Source organism: Mycobacterium avium subsp. avium (assembly GCF_009741445.1).
In the GTDB taxonomy this organism is placed as follows: Bacteria; Actinomycetota; Actinomycetes; order Mycobacteriales; family Mycobacteriaceae; genus Mycobacterium; species Mycobacterium avium.
This window is the reverse complement of sequence record NZ_CP046507.1, coordinates 4530773-4549062: the sequence shown is the minus strand read 5'-3', so window position 1 is coordinate 4549062 and position 18290 is coordinate 4530773. Positions and strand designations below refer to the sequence as shown.

The following is an 18290-nucleotide window of genomic DNA, read 5'->3' as shown; positions in this document are numbered from 1 at the left end:
TGCGGCGGCGGGCTTTTGGTCACGGCGCGGTGACCTAACCGGGTCTAAAGCTTTACTTGACCCTCGGGACGGGCCGGTCCGACGATGGAGTGCATGCACCGACTGCTCACGTCACTGTGCGCTGCGGCGTGCGTGATCGTCGCCTCGGTGGTGCTCTCGCCGATCAGTGCCGCGGCCGGCGCTCCCTGGTTCGCCAACGCGGTTGGCAATGCGACACAAGTGGTTTCGGTGGTCAGCACCGGCGGCTCGAACGCCACCATGGAGATCTTCCAGCGCACCGGCACCGGCTGGCAGTCGCTGCGCTCCGGCGTGCCCACCCACGTCGGCTCGGCCGGGATGGCGCCGCAGGCCAAGAGCGGCGTTCCGGCCACCCCGATGGGGGTCTACAGCCTGGACTCCGCCTTCGGCACCGCGCCCAACCCCGGCACCGGGCTGCCCTACACCCAGATCGTCGGGCCCAACTACTGGTGGAGCGGCGACGACCACAGCCCCACCTTCAACTCCATGCAGGTGTGCCCGAAAGCCCAGTGCCCGTTCAACACCGCCGAAAGCGAGAACCTGCAGATCCCGCAGTACAAGCACGCGGTGGTGATGGGCGTCAACAAGAACAAGACCCCCGGCGGCGGCGCCGCGTTCTTCTTTCACACCACCGACGGCAAACCCACCGAGGGTTGCGTGGCGGTCGACGACGCTCAGCTGGTGTCGATCATGAAATGGCTGCGGCCCGGCGCGGTCATCGCGATCACCAAGTGACGCTCAGTCCGCCCCGGCGATGGCCCGGCCCGGCTTGAGCGTGAAATTCAGCCCCTCCAATGACATGGTGGCGTCATAGGTGCGGTCGTAGCCGGTGCCGCTGATCTTCCACCCCCGCTCGGTGCGCCGGTAGGTGTCGCGGTAGAAGGCCGCGCCGATCAGCATGAAATTGAGCTCGGCGACCATCACCCGGTCCTGCAGATACCAACTGCCCGTGGCGGTGTCGCCGTCGACGACGATGTCGGGATGGGTGACCCGGTGTTCGGTGATGACGTTCGCGGGCAGCGAGGTTCGCATGTACTCGACCAGCTCGGCGCGGTTGGTGAAGTGCAGTTCGTTGCCGATCGAGGGGCCGTAGTCGGCCGTGATGTCCTCGGCGAGGGTGTCGGCGAAATCGTCCCAGTGCTTGGTGTCCAGCGCGCGCAGATAGCGGTATTTGACTTGCTTGATGGCTTCGATGTCGGCCAGGTCGTCGAGGGTCATCGGATCATTGCAGCACACGGGTGACCATGTCGATCAGGGCACGCCGTTCCAGGCTCCAATCGACGGTCGTCCCGATCACCATCTGCGCCAGCACAACCCCGCGCAGCGTCGCCCAAATCACCTCGGCCACACCGGCATTCGCCGGATCCGTGGTGATCAGTCGGCCGAGCTGGCCGATCGCGGCGTTCATGTCCAGCAGGTGGCGGCGCGACGAGTCTCCCAGCGCGCCCCGGGTGGCGTGCAGGATCTCGAACGCCGCCATCGACGTGGGGCTGCTGTAGCAGCTCCACGCGGTGTCGATGACGACCTCGACGCGCTGCCGCAGCGGCAACTCGCTGACGTCGGCCGACGACAGGCTTTCCACCAGCCGGGCCACCCCGTCGTCCACCACGGCCATCAGCAGGCCGTTGCGGTCGCCGAAGTGGTACTGGATGACGCCCCAGGTCACTCCCGCCCGCTCGGCCACGTGCTTGGCGGTGGCGGCGGCGAACCCCTCCTCGATGATGCAGCGGACCGTCTCGTCGATGATCCTGGCCCGCGTGTCGTCGCCGCGCTTGCGCGGCGCGGTCGTCCGCCTGGTGGGCCCCGCGGGGCGACCGGGCTGCTGGCCTGGGGCAATGGACATTGTTGACTTTATAACATAGCCGAGTCTATTTTTGGGCCGTGGCCCAATCTCCGTATGCCCGCCTGTCCCGGTCCGAGCTGGCCGTCCTGGTCCCCGAACTGCTGCTGATCGGCCAGATGATGGACCGCTCCGGCATGGCCTGGTGCATCAGCTCCTTCGGCCGCGACGAGATGGTGCAGATCGCCATCGAGGAGTGGGCCGGCGCCAGCCCGATCTACACCCGGCGCATGCAGCGGGCGCTGGGCTACGAGGGCGACGACGTCATCACGATCTTCAAGGGGCTGCAGCTCGACATCGGCGCGCCGCCGCAATTCATGGATTTCCGCTACACCGTGCACGACCGCTGGCACGGCGAGTTTCAGCTCGACCATTGCGGGGCGCTGCTCGACGTCGAACCGATGGGCCCGGACTACGTGTTCGGGATGTGCCACACCATCGAGGACCCGACCTTCGACGCCACCGCGGTGGCCACCAATCCGCGCGCCCAGGTGCGGCCCATCCACCGCCCGCCCCGCGAACCCGCGGACCGGCATCCGCACTGCGCGTGGACCGTGATCATCGACGAGTCCTATCCGGAGGCCCAGCCTATCCCGGCGCTGCACATCGTGGGCCAAACCCGCGCTGCCGGTTGGGAACTCGACCCGATCGATGCGTCGGACGAGGGCATGGCCGACTATTCCGGGCCGCTGCTGTCCGACCTGGACTTCGGCGCGTTCTCGCACTCGGCGCTGGTGCGCATCGCCGACGAGGTCTGTTTGCAAATGCACTTGCTGTACCTGTCTTTCGCCATCGCGGTGCGAAAGCGCGCTGCCGATGATGCCGAGGCGGTGTCCGTGTGCACCCGCGGCCTGACCGGCGTCGCCGGGCTGGCCGCCGAGCGAATCCATCGCGCCGTCGGATCCGGTGGCGGGATCGACGCGGTGCTGCGCGTGCTCGAATTGCATCCGCTGCTCAACCCCGCCGGCTACGTCGTCTCCGAAATCGCCGGCAACCGGCTGCTGGTGCACCGGTCACCGGCGCACGACGACGCCGCCTGGATATCCCTGTGCTCGCCGGGTTCGGTGCAACCGCTGCAGGCGATCGCCACCGCGGCGAATCCGCGGATCGGCGTGCGGGTCAGCGGCACCGACACCGACTGGACCGCCGAATTCGTCGAAACCGACACCGACGCCGATGAGCTGCCGGAGGTTTCGGTGACCAAGGTCAGCGGCGGTTCCACCTTCCAATTCGAGCCGAGACGATCGCTGCCGCTCACCGTGGTCTGAGTCCAACGGGAGTTTGTCAAGGGGTCCGCGGTACCACTTCGGTGACACAACCGCATCGACCATATACCGATGACGTTGCAACCCATCGGCTTTGGGCGTGTCCACGGATATGGTTGACGCTGGCCACCGACCCCTATAGACGAAGGTTTTCGCTCTATGTACGACCCACTCGGGTTGTCGATCGGGACCACCAACCTGGTCGCTGCGCGTAATGGAAGCCCACCGGTTAGTCGCCGCTGTGTGCTGACCCTCTACCCGCACTGCGCACCGAAAATCGGTGCGCCCGAAGAGAATCCGCTTCTGGCTGAGCCTGGCGTGCCGATGAAGGGCTTTGTGGAGCGCATCGGCGATTCGGTCGCGCTGGTGTCGCCGGACGGTTCCGCGCACGATCCGGAGCTGTTGACGGTGGAGGCGCTGGACGCGATGGTGCTCGCCGCCGGTGCGGATGCGGCGTCTTCGGAGATTTCCATCGCGGTCCCGGCGCACTGGAAACCCGGCACCGTGCAGGCGCTGCGCGACGCGTTGCGCACTCACCTGGGCTTCGTCCGCAGCGGCATGGCGCCACGGCTGGTCAGCGACGCCATCGCTGCGCTGACCGCGGTGAAGTCCGAACTGGGCCTGCCCGACGAGGGCGTGGTCGGGCTGCTCGACTTCGGGGGCAGCGGCACCTCGGCCACCCTGGTGAACGTCGCCGGCGACTTCGAGCTCGTCAGCGCCACAATGCGATACGCCGCGCTGTCCGGCGACGAGATCGACCAGGAGCTGCAGCTGCGGGCGTTCGAGGAGCTCGGGCACGGCAGCGGCCTCGACCCGGCCAGCACCGCCGGGGTGGGACAGCTCGCGGCGCTGCGGGAGCAGTGCCGCGCCGCCAAGGAACGGCTTTCCACCGACGTCGTCACCGAGATCACCGCCGAACTCGGCGGGCGCAGTTGCAGCCTGACGTTGACGCAGGACGATCTCGAAGAGCTGATGCAGGACCGGCTGACCGGCTTCATCTATGCCTTCGACGACCTGCTGGTGCGCTACCGCAAGAGCTGGTCGGACCTGGCGGCGGTGGTGACCGTCGGTGGCGGTGCACGCATTCCGCTTGTCACGGAGCGACTTTCGGTGCACGGCCGGACACCGATCCTGACACCGTCGCAGCCGGCGTTCGCGGCCGCGGCCGGGGCGCTGCTGCTGGCCTCGCGCGGCGGCGAACTGGACATGCGCACGCGCACCTCGATCGGCCTGCTGGCGGCGGCCGACGCCGCCGGCGACGTCGTCGACCTGGGCGCCGGCGATGTGCTGGTGATCGACGACGAGGCGCTGACCGACCGCGAATTAGCTTGGTCGCAAACCGAATACCCCGGTGACCTGCGGATGCGGTTCGGCGGCGAAACTTATGACGAGGACGGCCCGGCCGGCTGGTCGATGCGGCTCAACGTCATCGACCCGCCTAAACCGCGGCGGCCCTGGCGGCGACTTCGCTTCTCCCAGTTGATCATCGGGATGTCCGCCGCGGTCGCCATGACCGCGATCGGCGGGGTGGCCTACACGCTGACCGGGATCGAAAACCGCCAGGCCCCGCCGGCGCCGTCCGTCGCCCCGCTGCCGCCGGTCAGCCGGGTGGTGCCGCCGTCGGCCGTCGCGCCGCCCACCGCGGTGCCCCCGCCGCCACCGCCCAGCGCGCAACCGGTCCCCAGCCCGGCGCCGCCACCGCCGCAGCCGCCCCCGCCGCCACCGTCGCCGCCGCCGGCACCGCCGCCTCCGGTCGTGGTGACCACGGCACCGCCGGCGCCGACCTACACGCCGCGGCACACCACGGCGCCGACGCCGAGTCCGACGCCCACCACCACACCGCCGCCACCGACGACGACGCAGGAGCCGACCACCACCAGCACCACCACCACGGTGCCGATGACCACCGAGTGGATCCACGTTCCGCTGCTGCCGGTTCCGATCCCGGTGCCGGTGCCGCAGAAGCAGGCTCCCGCGACGCCGCAGTATCCGTCGAACGAGTATCCGCAGTACCCGCAATATCCGGGCAACGAATATCCGCAATACCCGGGGAACTCCCAAAACCCCTACTACGGCCCGGGGTATTAGCGTCCGTCCTGCTCAGGCAGTCCATCTGCGCGCCGAGTCGCGCGCGGGTAGCGTGGTGTCACCAAGTTCATGCGGGGTTTACCCGCCATGCCCTCGCCCGGCCCGGTCCGGGTCGCGCGGGGCAGTGCAAGACCTTGGAGGCGTTACGTGGACATCGTGCTTGGGGTGTCGATGGCTCCCGGGACGGTCCGCCTGGTAGCGATCGAAGGACAGAATGCCGACGGCGTGACCGTCGAACAGGAAGAGTTCGCAGTCGGAGCCGCTGAGAGTTCGGCGAATTCGGCGGCCGACCAGGTGATCGACGCGATCATCGGCACCCGCGAGGGAGTTTTCGAGGGCGGCCACCGGCTGACCTCGACGGGGGTTACCTGGACCGACCCCACCGGGGCCGCGGCGTTGCGGGATGCGATCGCCTCCCACGAGCTGGGCAACGTGATGTTGGTCTCGCCGCTGCTGGCCGCGGCCGCGCTGGCGCAGACGGTCGGGTATGCGCTCGGCTACGGGCACATCGCGATGCTGTTCGTCGAGCCGCGCAGCGCGACGCTGGCCGTCGTCGACGTGAGCGACGGTTCGATCGTCGATCTGCACCGCCACCAGATCCCGCACGGCGCCGGCGCGCCGGTGGCGGCCGAGCTGGCGTCGATGGTCGCCGGCCTGGATGCGCGCGACACCCGCGCCGACGGCGTGTTCGTGGTCGGCTGCGGAACCGACATCGTCGCGGTGAAACCGGCGCTGGAGGCGGCCAGCCCCGTTCCGGTCACCGGCCCCGAGGAGCCGGACATGGCGCTGGCCCGCGGCGCGGCCCTGGCCTCGGCGAACGCGCCGCTGTTCGCGTCGTCGACGGCGGCGCTGGCCTACGCGCTGGACCCGGGCACCGGGGAGATGGATCCTCCCGCGTTCAACCCCACCTATCTGGATGTGTGGGGCGACACCGGTGCGGGCACCGGCGTGCGCGCCTACAGCGCCGTCCCCGACGAGGAGGAGCCGGCCCCGCGCCGGCCGTGGTCGATGCTGCTGGCCGGCGGCGCGCTGGCCGGCATCGCCGCGGTGATCGGCGGCGTGGTGCTGGTGACGCTGACCTCGGACGGTCACGGCTCGAACACCCGGCACAACCAGGGCGTCAGCGTCGCCACCCCGGGGATCCAGCTGCCGGCGCCGCCGCCGAGCAACCCGCCGGCGGCGCAGCCGCCCGCGCCGAGCACGCCCGCCCCCGCCCCGACCCCACCGAGGTGGCCGCCCCGGCGCCGGAGCCCGTCCAGCAGGCGGCGCCGCAGACCCCGGTCACCACGGCGCCCCCGGCGCCGGTCTACCGCGCCCCGGCCCGGCCCACACCGCAGTACCAGCCGCGGCCCGTCGAGCAGCCGGTGCCGCCGCCGGCCGCCGCGCCCGCCCCGGCCGCCCCACCTCCGGCGCCCGCGCCGCCGCCGGCCGCCCCGCCGGTGCCCCACCAGCCACCGGTGACGATGTACCTGCACTTCCCGTTCGTCACGGTGCCGATCCCGATCACCCCGCCGGCGCCGCCGCCCGGCCCATAGCACCTGGCACACCCGGCCGGCCGGGCGCACACTGGCAGGTACGGCACGAGCGGCAAGGAGGTCGCGTGGGCGAGCAGGGTGGGTTCGGATTCGACCCCGACGAGTTCGATCGGATGATCCGCGAGGGCAGCGAAGGGCTGCGCGAGGTGTTCGAGCGGGTCAGCAAGTTCGTCGCCGCTCCGGGCGCTCGGACCGGCTGGTCCTCCCTTTTCGAGGACCTGTCGCGGCGGGGTCGCCCCGCGCCGGAGACCGCCGGGGAAGCCGGCGACGGGGTGTGGGCCATCTACACCGTGGACGCCGGCGGCGGCGCGCACGTCGAACAGGTCTTCGCCACCGAGCTCGACGCGCTGCGGGCCAACAAGGACAACGTCGACCCCAAACGCAAGGTGCGCTTCCTGCCGTACGGCATCGCGGTCAGCGTCCTCGACGACGATCCCGAACAGCCCGGCTGACCGTCAGCCGCGGCCGACCACGTTCGAGCCACCCGAGTTGCTGATGCTCGGTGTGCCCGAGTGGTAGGTGACCTTGTTGTTGAAGCCCGAGGCGTCGATGCGCTCGACCGCCTCGACTGTGACCGTGTTCTGCACGCCCGACACCGACAGGCTGGTGCAATGCCCCGTGATCACCACGGTGTTGGACACGCCGCTGACGCTGACTGGGTTGTCGTCACAGGCCAGCGTGCGGTTCTCGTTGATCCCGGCGACGCTGAGCTCGGTGCCCGGCGGCGCGGCCGGTGACGTCGGCGTCCGGCGGGACGTCGAGGGGGCCGGCGTCGTCGAGATGCCCGGCGGCGGGCCGAACGTCCTGGAGATGGTGGGCGGCGAGTTGATGATCGACTTCACCCCCGAAAGCTGGTGTGCCGCAAAGGCTGCGATGCCGCCGGCCAGGGCCAGCACGCCGACGGCGATGAGGGTGCCCACCACCCACCACACCCGGTTGCCCGACGGGCGTTGCCCGGGCGGGCCGGGGACGGGCCCGCCGTAGGACCACGGCGCCGGCGCAGGAGGGTAGCCCGGGCCGGTGGACGGCGCGCTGCCCTGCTCGGAGGCCCGCGCCGAGTCGGCGAGCGGACGCTCGAGTTCCCGGATCCGCTCCTCCGGGTCGTCGTTTGCTGCCATGGATTGAATATGCCATTCCCTTCTGCGGTTTCGGCCCGTTCGGTAGTTTTTAGGACCGTGCCCGATTTGCCGAACCGCCAGATCCTGCTGCGTCGCCGCCCCTCCGGACTGGTCCGGCCGGACGACACCGAACTGGTCACCACCCCCGCCCCGGAACCCGCCGAGGGGGAGGCGCTGCTGCGGACCACCTACGTCGGCATCGACGCCGCGGCGCGCACCTGGCTCGACGACCAGCCCAGCTACCTGCCGCCGGTGCAGTTGGGTGAGGTCATTCGCGCGGCCGGGATCGGCGAGGTGGTGGCCTCGCGCTGTGACGCGTTCGCCGTCGGCGACGTGGTCACCACGCTGACCGGATTCCAGGAGTACGCGATCATCCGCGACGACCTGTTCAGCACGCCGATTCCCGGCGAGGACGACCAGCTGGCGATCATGTCGGTGTACGGACCGACCGGCGCCACCGCCTATTTCGGGATGACCGACATCGGCCGCCCGCAGCCCGGCGAGACGGTGGTGGTGTCGGCGGCCGCGGGCGCCACCGGGTCGATCGCCGGGCAGATCGCCAAGATCGCCGGCGCCCGGGTGGTGGGCATCGCCGGGGGACCGGAGAAATGCCGTGCGGTGGTGGCGGACTTCGGGTTCGACGCGTGCATCGACTACAAGAACGACGACGTCGCGGCGGCGCTCAAACAGCATTGCCCGCGCCGCGTCGACGTCTACTTCGACAACGTGGGCGGGCCCATCCTGGACGCCGTGCTGGGTCGGCTGGCCCCCCGCGCCCGGGTGGTGCTGTGCGGCGTCATCTCCAGCTACCTGACCGGGGACCATCCCGGCCCGGCCAACTACGTGAACCTGCTGTCCAAGACCGCGCTGATGCAGGGGTTCAACGCGCTCGACCAGTGGGGCCGCTTCGACGAGGCGTTCGCCGCGCTGCGGAAGTGGGAGGCCGAGGGCCGACTTCACCACCGGCAGACCATCTTTGAGGGCATCGAATCCTGCGTCGACGCCCTCAACGGGCTGTTCACCGGCGTCAACATCGGCAAGACGCTGGTCAAGCTCAGCGAACCCGGCGCCGGCTGACCGGGCGCGGGATGCGGCCCAACCCCGGCGCGTGGTTTCATAACACCGTTTGCGAGAGTTGCTTGGGGAGATCGCGCCGCGCATGACGGGCCGGCATCGAACGATTGGTGGTTACTAGATGGATCGTCGCAGCATGATGTTGATGTCGGGAATCGGCATGCTGGGAGCTGCGATGCGCCTGCCCGGCGCCTGGGCCACCCCGCCGGCGCCCGAAGCGCCGCCGTCGGCCGGGGGCGGGCCCTACATCTTCGCCGACGAGTTCGACGGTCCCGCCGGCTCGCCGCCCGATCCGGGCAAGTGGACCATCCAGACCTGGCAGGACGACGTGTTCCCGCCGGTGGCCGGGATCTACCGCGACGACCGCCGAAACGTGTTCCAGGACGGCAATTCCAACCTGGTGTTGTGCGCCACCCAGGAGATGGGCTACTACAGCGGCAAGCTGCGCGGCAATTTCCGCAGCATGATCAACCAGACCTGGGAGGCGCGGATCAAGCTGGACTGCCTGTTCCCCGGCCTTTGGCCGTCGTTCTGGGGAGTCAACGAGGACCCGCTGCCCGACGGCGAGGTGGACATCTTCGAGTGGTACGGCAACGGCCAGTGGCCACCGGGCACCACCGTGCACGCCGCCTCCAACGGCAAGACGTGGGAAGGCAAATCGATTCCCGGCCTGGTCGACGGCAACTGGCACACCTGGCGAATGCATTGGGGCGAAGAGGGATTCGAGTTCTCGCGGGACGGGGCCGAGTACTTCAAGGTGCCCAACAAACCCATCCACGTCGCCGGCGGCGCGCCCGACGACTTCCGCTGGCCGTTCAACAACCCCGGCTACTGGATGACGCCGATGTTCACCCTCGCCGTCGGCGGGGTGGGCGCCGGTGACCCCGCGGCGGGCGTGTTCCCGTCGTCGATGCTGATCGACTACATCCGCATCTGGTAGCGCTCACCTCGTGGCCTCGAACACCTGAACCAGGTTGAACTGCCAGCGCTCGACCAGCCGGAAGCCTAGGTCGTGCGGCACCGCGAAGGCGGGCGTCGCCCCGTAGACCGGGCCCGGCGGCAGCGCCGGGCCCTGCTGGTGCGCCGGCTCGGACGAGTCGGCCTGGGTGATGATCCACAGCACGGCGCAGTGGCTCAACGGCCCGGCCACCACCTCGGGGATCAGGTTGGTGTCGAAGACGTCGTTGCGGTCGACGGCCCGCTGCCACAGCGTGAGATCGATCAGCTTGCGATACGCGTCCGGGCGCGCCGCCAGCAGCGGTCGCATCGGGGCGGGCATGAACGTCACCGTGTCGTTGACCAGCAGGCAATCGCCGGGTGCGGCCTTCGCGGTGATCAGATCGGCAACCTGGCTGTAGTCCATCCCATACTTGGCATACGGATTGCGCTGTGCCCGAATATAATTCGGTGCCGCAGCGATAGCGAAAACACCGACCACGGCGGTGGTCACCCAGGGCTTGGCGGCTATCGCGGCGCTGCAGACGCCCAGGATCAGCGCCATCGCCGGCGCGGTGAAGCACAGGTAGCGGGGCGTGTAGATCGGATGCACCAGCGCCGAGTAGGCCACGATCGCCGCGGTCGGTATCCCGACCCAGCACGTCGCCAGCACCAGCAGTTGCCGCTCCGAGGGCCCCAGCGGCGCGGACCGGCTGAGCCACAACGCGATTGCCGCGCAGATCAGCAGCGCCGACAGCACGGCGAACGGCGGGCTGCGTTCGAAATACTGCTGCATCACCACGTCTTCGATGGTGCGGTGCCCGATCGCTGCCACCCAGCTGATCTGGTGCGCCTGCCCGGCCACCGTCAGCAGGAACGGCAGCAGCATGACCACCGCCACCGCCGAGCTGATGCCGAAGCGCCACAACACCGTTCGGCTGCGACAGCAGACGCCGACGAAGACGGCGTACGCCGCGAGCAGCAGCGCGATGTACGCGTCGAGCAGCACCGAGCACACCAGGGCGAGGCCGAAACACAGCCACGGCCAACGGGATTGGCGGCGGGCGGCGAAAACCAGCAGCGCGCTCAGCCACACCGCGGCCATCATCGACAGGGCATACGGCCGGGCCTCGACGCCGGCCCAGGTGGTGCGCGGCAACACCGCGCAGAAAACACCGGAGGCCACCGCGACCGTGCGCGACGAGAACTGCCTGCCCAGCACGACGACGCCGGCCGCGGCGGCCCCCACCGCCAGCCCGCTGGGGGCGCGCGACCAGAACTCGGTGGGCGGGACGAGCCGGAACCAGCCGTGCATGAGCAGGTAGTACAGGCCGTGCACGGCGTCGACATTGCCCAGCATGTGCCACATCTGGGTCAGCGACCGGCTGTAGGAGGCCGAGATGGTCGCGGCCTCGTCGTACCAGAAGGACGGCCGCGCGGCCCCGGCCAGGCTCACCGCGGCGGCCAGCGCCGCAACGATCCACGGGTCCAGCGCGGCCGGTACCGCCGGACGGGTCGGGCTGGACACACCGCCATGTTGCCAGACGCCCGTCGGGCCACCCGGCGTACCCGGACACCTCAGGATTCGAACGTATGATCGATCGATGGATCCGCTCGCGTCGATCGGATACAACGGCCAACCGGTGCGCAGCCCGTTTCGGGTGGTGCGCCCGCCGATCGCCGTGCTGGTCGATCTGACCGTGCTGTTCCCGCGCCAGCCGCACCGCTCGGGGCGGTATCAGCCCAACGGTCTGCAACTGCACAAGGTGGTGGAGGGGCGGCTGAGTTGCTGGGCGCTGTGCGAGCAGGGCGACTGGTGGGGCCTGGTCACCTATCCGGTGGCCTACGGCGCCAAATGCCGGACCGTGACGCACTGGGTGCCGGCCTGGACGCTGCGCCGCAAGGGCTGACGGCGCAGCCATGCGCCGGTGTCGCGCCGATGCGATGATGGCTGCCCGTGGAACCAAGTTGGGCATCGGTGCTGAGCAAGCTGGTGGCGCTGGCGGCGGTCATCGCGCTCTCGCCGATCACGGTCATTCCCGCGGTGCTGGTGTTGCACGCGCCCCGCCCGCGCCCGGCCAGCCTCGCCTTCCTCGGCGGCTGGGTGCTGGGCCTGGTCGGGCTCACCACCGCGTTCGTCGGTGGTTCGGAGCTGCTCAGCGGCTTGCACGCGACCCCGCCGAAATGGGCGTCCTGGGTGCGGCTGGTCTTCGGGGTCGCGCTCCTCGCGTTGGCCGCCTACCACTGGTTCACCCGGCACCGGCAGCGCAGCATGCCGCGCTGGATGCGCTCGTTCGCCGCGCTGTCGCCGGTGCGGGCCGGGGTGGTGGGGGCGGTGCTGGTGCCGCTGCGGCCCGAGGTGCTCATCCTGTGTGCGGCAGCCGGTTTGGCCGTCGGCAACAGCAGCCTGAGCGCGGGCGCCCAGCTGGTCGCCGCCGCGATCTTCGTCGTGCTGGCCGCGTCGACGGTGGCCGTCCCGATCCTGGTCTACGTCGGTGCCGGGGACCGCTTCGACGATGCGCTGGAGCGCCTCAAAGCGTGGATGGAAGCCAACCACGACGCGATGCTGGCGGTCATCCTGCTGCTGATCGGGTTGATCGTGCTCTACAACGGGATTCGCGCGCTGGCCTGACCCGGCGCGTTTCGGTGTCACATCGGCGCGGCGGTGGCAGGATTGCCGCTCATGGCAGGAAGCTGGGGCACCGTGCTGACCGGGCTGGTGCCGCTGGGGCTGGTCATCTCGTTGTCGCCGCTCACCGTCATCCCGGCGGTGCTGGTGCTGCAGGCGCCGCGGCCGCGGCCGAGCAGCCTGGCGTTCCTGGGCGGCTGGCTGCTGAGCCTGGCCGCGCTGACCGCGCTCGCCGTCGCGGCCTCGCACCTGCTCGGCGGCCTGGACAGGTCGCCGCCGCGGTGGTCGTCGTGGCTGCGGGTGGTGTTGGGGGCGGGGCTGATCGGCTACGGCATTTTCCGGTGGCACACCCGGCACCGGCACAGCGAGTCGCCGGCCTGGATGCGGTCATTCGCCAGCATCACCCCGGCCCGCGCCGGCATCACCGGGGCGGTGCTCGCGGTCGTGCGCCCGGATGTGGCGCTCATCTGCGTCCCGGCCGGATTGGCCATCGGCAGCAGCGGACTCGGCCCGATCGGCGACTGGATGGCCGCGCTGTTCTTCGTCGCGGTCGCGGCGTCCAGCGTCGCGATCCCGATACTGGCCTATCTGGCGGCCGGCAGCCGCCTCGACGACGCGCTGGCCCGGCTCCGGGACTGGATGGACCGCAACAACGCCGCCCTGCTCGCGGCGGTCCTGGTGGTGATCGGCGCGATGGTGCTCTACCACGGGATCGACGCCCTGTAGCCCCCGTCGCACAATCCCGCGTCCTCCTCGAATCGGTTGACCACCCGAAAAGCCAACTCGCGGAACAACTCCCGGCCGTAGCCGGTGAGCATGCCGAAATAACCGCGGGCCGCCCACTGCGCGGCGTGCCGTTCCTCGTGGTGCAACAAGCGGTCCAGGTCGAGGTGGGCGGCGCGCGGGACGCCGTGCGCGTCCCGGCCCCAGGCGCGTCCGGAGCGGATGATCCGGTGCAGCTGGTCGACCGGGTCGGCCAGCCGGCCCAGGTTGACCATGAAGATGTCGCCCCAGGTGGTACCGCCCCGCGCGCTGAACAGCCGTTGAATCCCGTTGCCGCCCAATCCCATCAGCATGCCGTTGGGGGTGGTGACCAGGCGAGCTCCGTTGCGGTGCACGAACCGGACGTCGCGGCGATAGCTCCAGTCGTTGGCGTGCTGGCGGGCGATGATGCGCACCGCCTCCACGGCGCTATAGGGGGTGGGTGGAAAGTCCGTGGGCGCCTTGCCAATCCCGTAATCGGTGCCGGCATTGAGGATGTAGGTCATCAGCACCGCCTCCCGGGCGTGCTCGCCGGGGGTGTCCGGGCGCAGCAGGAAATACGATTTGCCGAGCGGGTCCCGGAACTCGGTAAGGGTCTCGAGCACCGCGAAGCGCGCCGGGGTGATGCCGTGGCGCCGGACGATCTCGTCGACCACCCGCGCGGCCACGCCTCGACGATCGGCGTTCTGCCGCCACCGCGCGCAATAGCCCTGTGCGTCCATGTCTTTGGCTGTTCCCCGCCCAGCCTAGGCGCTCTCGGTCAGGCCGCGGGGGTCCGTGCCCGGGTCGATGCCCGCGACCAGGCTCACGACCCGTCGGCCCCGATCAGCGCCCGCAACGTCGCGCGCGCGCCGCGCCGGTGCAGCGAGTCCAGGGCCCACCGGTAGGCCTCGCGGAAGCGCGGTGCGTCGATCAGGTCGCCGAACACCGCACGGTTGGCCAGGAACGCGTCCGGATTCTCGCGCTGCGAGCGGGCGAGCGGCACCAGGGTGTCGGCGAGCCGGTCCACCACCTCGATCGGGCGGCCCTGTTCGTCGACGCCCTCGGCGTAGCGAGCCCAGCTCGCGACGATCGCCGCGGACAGCTGCACCGGGCCGCCGGAGCGCAGGTTGTCGTGCACCACCGGCAACAGCCACTTCGGGATATGGTCGGAGGAGTCCGCGCACAGCCGGGCCACCTGGTCGCCCACATAGGCGTTGGCGAAGCGGGGGATGAGGCCGTCCCGGAAGTCTTCCAGACCGGGCATCCGCGGCAGCGTCGGCATCGCCTCCGAATCCATGTAGCGGGCAAGGAATTCCGCGATCACCGGATCCTGCGCGGCCTCGTGCACCTCGCGGTATCCGGCCAGGTAGGCGAAATAGCACAGGCCCTGATGGCCGGCGTTGAGCAGCCGCAGCTTGATCGCCTCGTAGGGCGCCACGTCGTCGACCAGCCGCACGCCGGCCTTGTCCAGCGGGGGCCGCCCGTCGGCGAAGTCGTCCTCGAGCACCCACATGGCGAACGGCTCGGCCACCACCGGCTCGGCGTCCTGCACGCCGAACTCGGCGGCCAACCGGTCGACGAGGTCTGGTGTGGGCGTCGGGGTGATCCGGTCGACCATCGAGTTGGGGAAGGTGGTGTTCTCCCGCATCCATTGCGCGAGTTCGGGATTGACCTGCTCGGCGTGGGCAGTGAAGGCGCGCCGGGCCACGTCTCCGTTTTTGATGATGTTGTCGCAGGAGACGATCGTCGGAGAGGGCAGGCCGCGCTCCCGTCGCCGATTCAGCGCCTCGGCCACCAACTCGAACGCCGCGCTGAGCGGCGGCTGGTAGCCGCCCTCGGTGATGGTGAGCGAGATGATCCGGGTGGCGGGATCGGCCAGCAGATCGACGACGGAACCGGGATCCTCAGGCGCGTAACGGAAGTCGACGATGGATCCGATGACGCGCGGCTCCTGGGTGCCGTCGGGATGTTCCAGGATCAGCGTGTAGAGGTAGTCCTGGCTGCGCAGCGCGTCGCGCATGCGCCGGTCGTCGGGCAGCACGCCGATACCGCAGATGCCCCAGTCCCGGGCGAGACCGTCGTTCAGCAAGCGGTCCAGGTACATGGCCTGGTGGGCGCGATGAAAACCCTCGACGCCGAAATGCGCTATGCCGATGCCGATTTGGCTACGGTCATAGGTCGGGACGGGGATTTTGAGACCGGTCAGGTTATGTGCGTTCAGCTTCACTCGACTGTCACCCTAGCCTGGACCGGACGCCTGGGTAGCGACCGGGCCGGTGCTAGGCGTTGGGGCACAGATCGCGCAACGCGAAGATCACCACGTCCGCGGCCTGCCGGCCGTTGATGCCGCCGGTGCCCTGGTCGGCGTCGGAGCGCTGCAGCGCGAGCCCCTCCAGCTGCTGGGGAGATGCCCCCCAGGACAGCTGTTGGCACAAATCCGCGCCCATTTGCAGGAGCGCGTCGTCGCCGCCGTTGACGGCATGGATCCCGGCGTTGTGCAGGTCGTTGAGGAAGGCGGCTTGGTCCGCCCGCGCCGGGCCGGCCGTCACGGTCGCCGTCAGCATCCCCGCCAGCATCAGTGGGCCCGCCGTCAGCGCCGCGCCCGTTACCCGGTCAACCAGCCTGCGTGCCGCCATCCAACCTTCTCCTTCGTCTGTGCCCGATGCGGATGATGCACTTTGACACAGAAGTGCGAAAAACCGCTGCGCAAACACATCCGGAGGATGAACAGTCGGCGAAGAGGAGTGGGCGGTCGCGGCACGCGGCGACCGTCCACTCGGGCCTACCTAGCGGGGCTACGCGGTGCTAGCTGGGGCACAGATCGCGCATGGCGTAACCGACGAGGTCGTCGGCCTGCTGGGGGGTGAGCCCGCCGGGCCCCTGCCGGTCGTCGGAACGCTGCAGCGCCAGACCCTCGAGCTGCGCGGGCGGGGCGCCCCACGATATTTGCTGGCAGATGTTCAGGCCCGCCTGCAGCAGCGCCGCGTCGCCGCCGGTCACGGCATGGATGCCGTCCCGGTGCATGTCGTTGAGGAAGCCGGCCGCATCGGCCTGTGCCGGGCCGGCCCAGACGACCGCGGCGAGAAGCGGGCCACCGAGCAGCGCTGAGCCGATCAAACCGCCAGCTAGACGACCTGGTGACATAATCCCTTCCCCTCTTCCTGTCAACCGTTCGGATCACGGTGTTCACTTCTATGTAACCTCGAAACCCGCCATTGTTCACCAAAAATTTCCTGTGAATGGCCTGCGGAAAAATAGATTCCCTGCGATTCGAAGTCGCCCGGCTGGGGTGCGCCGGCGCCGGGTGGCTCCGTGACACCGTTGTGACGTCACCATTTGGAAACGGCGCGGTGCGGCGCGGCTCGTGTCGCGCGCCGGCTACCGACAATTAGCCCGGTCGTGAAAAGGCCGGGTACGGCGAAGCGGGTCTGCTGCACCAAAACATTGCCGAACTAGCAGAGCGTGGATGAAGGGAAGTTGACGCTGATGGCGATCGTCGATCGGTTCAACATGAAAGTGGTTGCGAGCGCTGGGTTGTGCGGAGCGGCCATAGCGTTGAGCCCCGATGCGGCGGCCGCCCCGCTGATAACGGGCGGCCACGCGTGCATTCAGGGGCAGTCGGGCGAAGCGGCGCCCGCAGCCGGCGGTCCGGTCGCCGGTGGTGCGCCCGCGGCCGGTGGTGCGGTGGCCGCGGGTGCGACGGACATGTGCGCGGCCCCCCTCACCGACATGTCCGGCGTGCCGATGGCCGTGCCCGGGCCGGTGCCGCTCGGCGCTCCGGTACCGCTGGGCGCTCCATTGCCGCTGGGTGCCCCCGTGCCACTCGCGCCCCCGGTGCCGGTGGTGCCGGCCGGCGCGCCGCTGATCGCGCTCGGCGGGCCGGCCGCGGCCGGCGCCCCGGTGGAGGCGGCCGCTCCCATCATCGACATGTCGGGTGTGAAGGACGCGCCGACCGGCCCGGCGCCCACCGGCGGTCCGGTGCCCGGTCAGCCGGTGCGGCCCGGCCCCTCGGGCGCCAGCTGACGCTTCGTTCGCTTACAGCGGGCCCGCCGGTTTGCATGCCGGTGGGCCCGCTTTCGTTGTGGGAGTGGGTATTTCCTGTTCCAGGTGCCGGGACGCCGCCTGGGTGACGCGGTGTGCCCCGCGAATTACGTTGTGCTGCGGTTGGTTACGCCCGGCCGTCGTTAGTCTTGGACGATCACCGGGTCGCCGACGTTGACGTGGTCGTAGTACCACTCGGCGTCGTCGGGACTCAGGCTGATGCACCCGTGGCTGACGTTTTCCAGCCCCAGTGAGCGGACCGCCCACGGCGCGGAATGCACGAACAGGCCGCGGTTGGTGATGCGGACGGCGTAGTTGACAGTCAGCAGGTATCCGTCGGGATCGTCGACGGGAATGCCGACGCTGCTCGAATCCATCGTCACCGCACGCTCTTTCGACAGGACGGTGTACGAGCCCACCGGCGTCGGGAATTCCGGCCTGCCCATCGAGGCCGGCATCACCCCCTGCTCACCGAAGTGGGGCCGGTGGTGCGGCGCCGGCAGCGAGGTCGGCGGACCGGCTTCGACGCCGTCGATGCTCACGGTGAAGGTGTGTTCGGAGATGCTGGCCACCCCGATGACCGCGGGACCCGTCTTGATCTCGGTGGAAACCCCGCCGACGGTCAGCGCAATCGTGCTGTGCGCGGGCCAGTACCGGTCCGGAACCCATTGCACGACACGGTTGTCGAGCCATTCGAACTTGCCGCTCATCGCGGGTGTCGATTTGACGTCAATGGTCTGTTCGGCCGCGTGTCGCTTGGCCGGATCGGTGATGGGCGCGCGGAACGTCACGACCACGGGGTGCGCCACGCCGACCACCTCGCCGCTGCTGGGCAGCACCGACGCGATCGCGAACGCGTGCGACTGGCTCGCCGCGGCCAGGCTGACGCCGGCCGGCGTCACCACCACACACGCAGCGACGCCGACCGTCGCAAGAACACACCGAACACCCGTCCGCATGGCCCCAATTCCTTTTAACTGACATAGTTGCAATAGGGATCGT

The 18290-nt window shown here is 69.8% G+C and carries 20 protein-coding genes; 11 read left to right on the top strand and 9 right to left on the bottom strand.

The features are described from left to right. Positions 1-93: 93 nt before the first annotated feature. On the top strand, positions 94-753 hold the full coding sequence (locus tag MAA44156_RS21350; protein ID WP_003879195.1) for a L,D-transpeptidase family protein: 660 nt from the start codon (positions 94-96) through the stop codon (positions 751-753). A gap of 3 nt (positions 754-756) precedes the next feature. Here the strand turns inward: MAA44156_RS21350 and MAA44156_RS21345 are convergent, their stop codons facing one another. Next, complete coding sequence (locus tag MAA44156_RS21345) at positions 757-1236, bottom strand: nuclear transport factor 2 family protein (protein ID WP_003873924.1); 480 nt, start codon at positions 1234-1236, stop codon at positions 757-759. 4 nt (positions 1237-1240) lie between these two features. Further along, positions 1241-1861: a TetR/AcrR family transcriptional regulator gene (locus MAA44156_RS21340; protein ID WP_009979538.1), complete on the bottom strand. Its 621-nt coding sequence runs from the start codon at positions 1859-1861 to the stop codon at positions 1241-1243. Positions 1862-1899: 38 nt separating this feature from the next. Here MAA44156_RS21340 and MAA44156_RS21335 point away from each other — a divergent pair, with 38 nt between their 5' ends. The 4 genes from MAA44156_RS21335 (at position 1900) to MAA44156_RS21320 (ending at position 7198) form a co-directional block, all read left to right on the top strand. After that, positions 1900-3126 carry a hypothetical protein gene (locus MAA44156_RS21335; protein WP_009979537.1) on the top strand — a complete coding sequence of 409 codons (1227 nt, stop codon included), beginning with the start codon at positions 1900-1902 and terminating at the stop codon, positions 3124-3126. A 156-nt stretch (positions 3127-3282) separates the two neighbouring features. Next, positions 3283-5211 carry an Hsp70 family protein gene (locus MAA44156_RS21330; protein ID WP_121035733.1) on the top strand — a complete coding sequence of 643 codons (1929 nt, stop codon included), beginning with the start codon at positions 3283-3285 and terminating at the stop codon, positions 5209-5211. A gap of 147 nt (positions 5212-5358) precedes the next feature. Next, positions 5359-6672: a DUF7159 family protein gene (locus MAA44156_RS21325; RefSeq protein ID WP_205590181.1), complete on the top strand. Its 1314-nt coding sequence runs from the start codon at positions 5359-5361 to the stop codon at positions 6670-6672. 139 nt (positions 6673-6811) lie between these two features. After that, complete coding sequence (locus MAA44156_RS21320; protein WP_003873919.1) at positions 6812-7198, top strand: Rv0313 family protein; 387 nt, start codon at positions 6812-6814, stop codon at positions 7196-7198. 3 nt (positions 7199-7201) lie between these two features. Here the strand turns inward: MAA44156_RS21320 and MAA44156_RS21315 are convergent, their stop codons facing one another. Then, on the bottom strand, positions 7202-7864 hold the full coding sequence (locus MAA44156_RS21315; RefSeq protein ID WP_009979530.1) for a DUF3060 domain-containing protein: 663 nt from the start codon (positions 7862-7864) through the stop codon (positions 7202-7204). Between the two features lie 57 nt (positions 7865-7921). Here MAA44156_RS21315 and MAA44156_RS21310 point away from each other — a divergent pair, with 57 nt between their 5' ends. Both MAA44156_RS21310 and MAA44156_RS21305 read left to right on the top strand, forming a co-directional pair. Next, positions 7922-8941 (top strand): NADP-dependent oxidoreductase, encoded by a 1020-nt coding sequence (locus MAA44156_RS21310; protein WP_009979529.1) that lies wholly within the window; start codon positions 7922-7924, stop codon positions 8939-8941. A gap of 118 nt (positions 8942-9059) precedes the next feature. Beyond that, positions 9060-9878 carry a glycoside hydrolase family 16 protein gene (locus MAA44156_RS21305; RefSeq protein WP_009979528.1) on the top strand — a complete coding sequence of 273 codons (819 nt, stop codon included), beginning with the start codon at positions 9060-9062 and terminating at the stop codon, positions 9876-9878. A 3-nt stretch (positions 9879-9881) separates the two neighbouring features. Here MAA44156_RS21305 and MAA44156_RS21300 read toward each other — a convergent pair whose 3' ends face one another. Next, a complete protein-coding gene (locus tag MAA44156_RS21300; RefSeq protein ID WP_009979526.1) occupies positions 9882-11402 on the bottom strand; it encodes a glycosyltransferase family 39 protein in 1521 nt (506 codons plus the stop codon). A 76-nt stretch (positions 11403-11478) separates the two neighbouring features. Between MAA44156_RS21300 and MAA44156_RS21295 the strand changes: the two genes are divergently transcribed. From MAA44156_RS21295 to MAA44156_RS21285, 3 genes are all read left to right on the top strand, one after another. Next, positions 11479-11784, top strand: coding sequence for a hypothetical protein (locus tag MAA44156_RS21295; RefSeq protein ID WP_003873914.1), 306 nt, complete (start codon positions 11479-11481; stop codon positions 11782-11784). Positions 11785-11852: 68 nt separating this feature from the next. Next, positions 11853-12506, top strand: a complete 654-nt coding sequence (locus MAA44156_RS21290) for a GAP family protein (protein ID WP_009979524.1) — start codon at positions 11853-11855, stop codon at positions 12504-12506. A gap of 51 nt (positions 12507-12557) precedes the next feature. Then, positions 12558-13229 carry a GAP family protein gene (locus tag MAA44156_RS21285; protein ID WP_009979523.1) on the top strand — a complete coding sequence of 224 codons (672 nt, stop codon included), beginning with the start codon at positions 12558-12560 and terminating at the stop codon, positions 13227-13229. On the opposite strand, the gene MAA44156_RS21280 is transcribed toward MAA44156_RS21285, so the two are convergent. The 4 genes from MAA44156_RS21280 to MAA44156_RS21265 all read right to left on the bottom strand — a co-directional run bounded on the left by MAA44156_RS21280 (position 13205) and on the right by MAA44156_RS21265 (position 16391). After that, on the bottom strand, positions 13205-13987 hold the full coding sequence (locus tag MAA44156_RS21280; protein ID WP_023866904.1) for a hypothetical protein: 783 nt from the start codon (positions 13985-13987) through the stop codon (positions 13205-13207). The two genes, MAA44156_RS21285 and MAA44156_RS21280, sit on opposite strands and share 25 nt — an antisense overlap. Positions 13988-14070: 83 nt before the next feature. After that, a complete protein-coding gene (locus tag MAA44156_RS21275) occupies positions 14071-15474 on the bottom strand; it encodes a mannitol dehydrogenase family protein (protein ID WP_009979521.1) in 1404 nt (467 codons plus the stop codon). A gap of 52 nt (positions 15475-15526) precedes the next feature. Continuing rightward, the gene (locus MAA44156_RS21270; protein WP_023880532.1) at positions 15527-15883 is read right to left on the bottom strand and encodes a DUF732 domain-containing protein; all 357 of its coding nucleotides are present in this window, start codon (positions 15881-15883) and stop codon (positions 15527-15529) included. A 169-nt stretch (positions 15884-16052) separates the two neighbouring features. Continuing rightward, a complete protein-coding gene (locus MAA44156_RS21265) occupies positions 16053-16391 on the bottom strand; it encodes a DUF732 domain-containing protein (protein WP_011726280.1) in 339 nt (112 codons plus the stop codon). A gap of 333 nt (positions 16392-16724) precedes the next feature. On the opposite strand from MAA44156_RS21265, the gene MAA44156_RS21260 reads away from it, so the two are divergent. After that, positions 16725-17270, top strand: a complete 546-nt coding sequence (locus MAA44156_RS21260) for a hypothetical protein (protein WP_033725733.1) — start codon at positions 16725-16727, stop codon at positions 17268-17270. Positions 17271-17431: 161 nt separating this feature from the next. Here the strand turns inward: MAA44156_RS21260 and MAA44156_RS21255 are convergent, their stop codons facing one another. Further along, complete coding sequence (locus MAA44156_RS21255) at positions 17432-18247, bottom strand: L,D-transpeptidase (RefSeq protein ID WP_009979517.1); 816 nt, start codon at positions 18245-18247, stop codon at positions 17432-17434. Positions 18248-18290: the final 43 nt, after the last annotated feature.

Bases quoted from the DNA above. Each gene is read 5' to 3' on its own strand.
- MAA44156_RS21285 (WP_009979523.1), top strand. From the start codon at position 12,558: ATGGCAGGAAGCTGGGGCACCGTGCTGACCGGGCTGGTGCCGCTGGGG.
- MAA44156_RS21280 (WP_023866904.1), bottom strand. From the start codon at position 13,987: ATGGACGCACAGGGCTATTGCGCGCGGTGGCGGCAGAACGCCGATCGT.
- MAA44156_RS21350 (WP_003879195.1), top strand. From the start codon at position 94: ATGCACCGACTGCTCACGTCACTGTGCGCTGCGGCGTGCGTGATCGTC.
- MAA44156_RS21345 (WP_003873924.1), bottom strand. From the start codon at position 1,236: ATGACCCTCGACGACCTGGCCGACATCGAAGCCATCAAGCAAGTCAAA.
- MAA44156_RS21255 (WP_009979517.1), bottom strand. From the start codon at position 18,247: ATGCGGACGGGTGTTCGGTGTGTTCTTGCGACGGTCGGCGTCGCTGCG.
- MAA44156_RS21340 (WP_009979538.1), bottom strand. From the start codon at position 1,861: ATGTCCATTGCCCCAGGCCAGCAGCCCGGTCGCCCCGCGGGGCCCACC.
- MAA44156_RS21330 (WP_121035733.1), top strand. From the start codon at position 3,283: ATGTACGACCCACTCGGGTTGTCGATCGGGACCACCAACCTGGTCGCT.
- MAA44156_RS21295 (WP_003873914.1), top strand. From the start codon at position 11,479: ATGGATCCGCTCGCGTCGATCGGATACAACGGCCAACCGGTGCGCAGC.
- MAA44156_RS21270 (WP_023880532.1), bottom strand. From the start codon at position 15,883: ATGGCGGCACGCAGGCTGGTTGACCGGGTAACGGGCGCGGCGCTGACG.
- MAA44156_RS21305 (WP_009979528.1), top strand. From the start codon at position 9,060: ATGGATCGTCGCAGCATGATGTTGATGTCGGGAATCGGCATGCTGGGA.
- MAA44156_RS21265 (WP_011726280.1), bottom strand. From the start codon at position 16,391: ATGTCACCAGGTCGTCTAGCTGGCGGTTTGATCGGCTCAGCGCTGCTC.
- MAA44156_RS21315 (WP_009979530.1), bottom strand. From the start codon at position 7,864: ATGGCAGCAAACGACGACCCGGAGGAGCGGATCCGGGAACTCGAGCGT.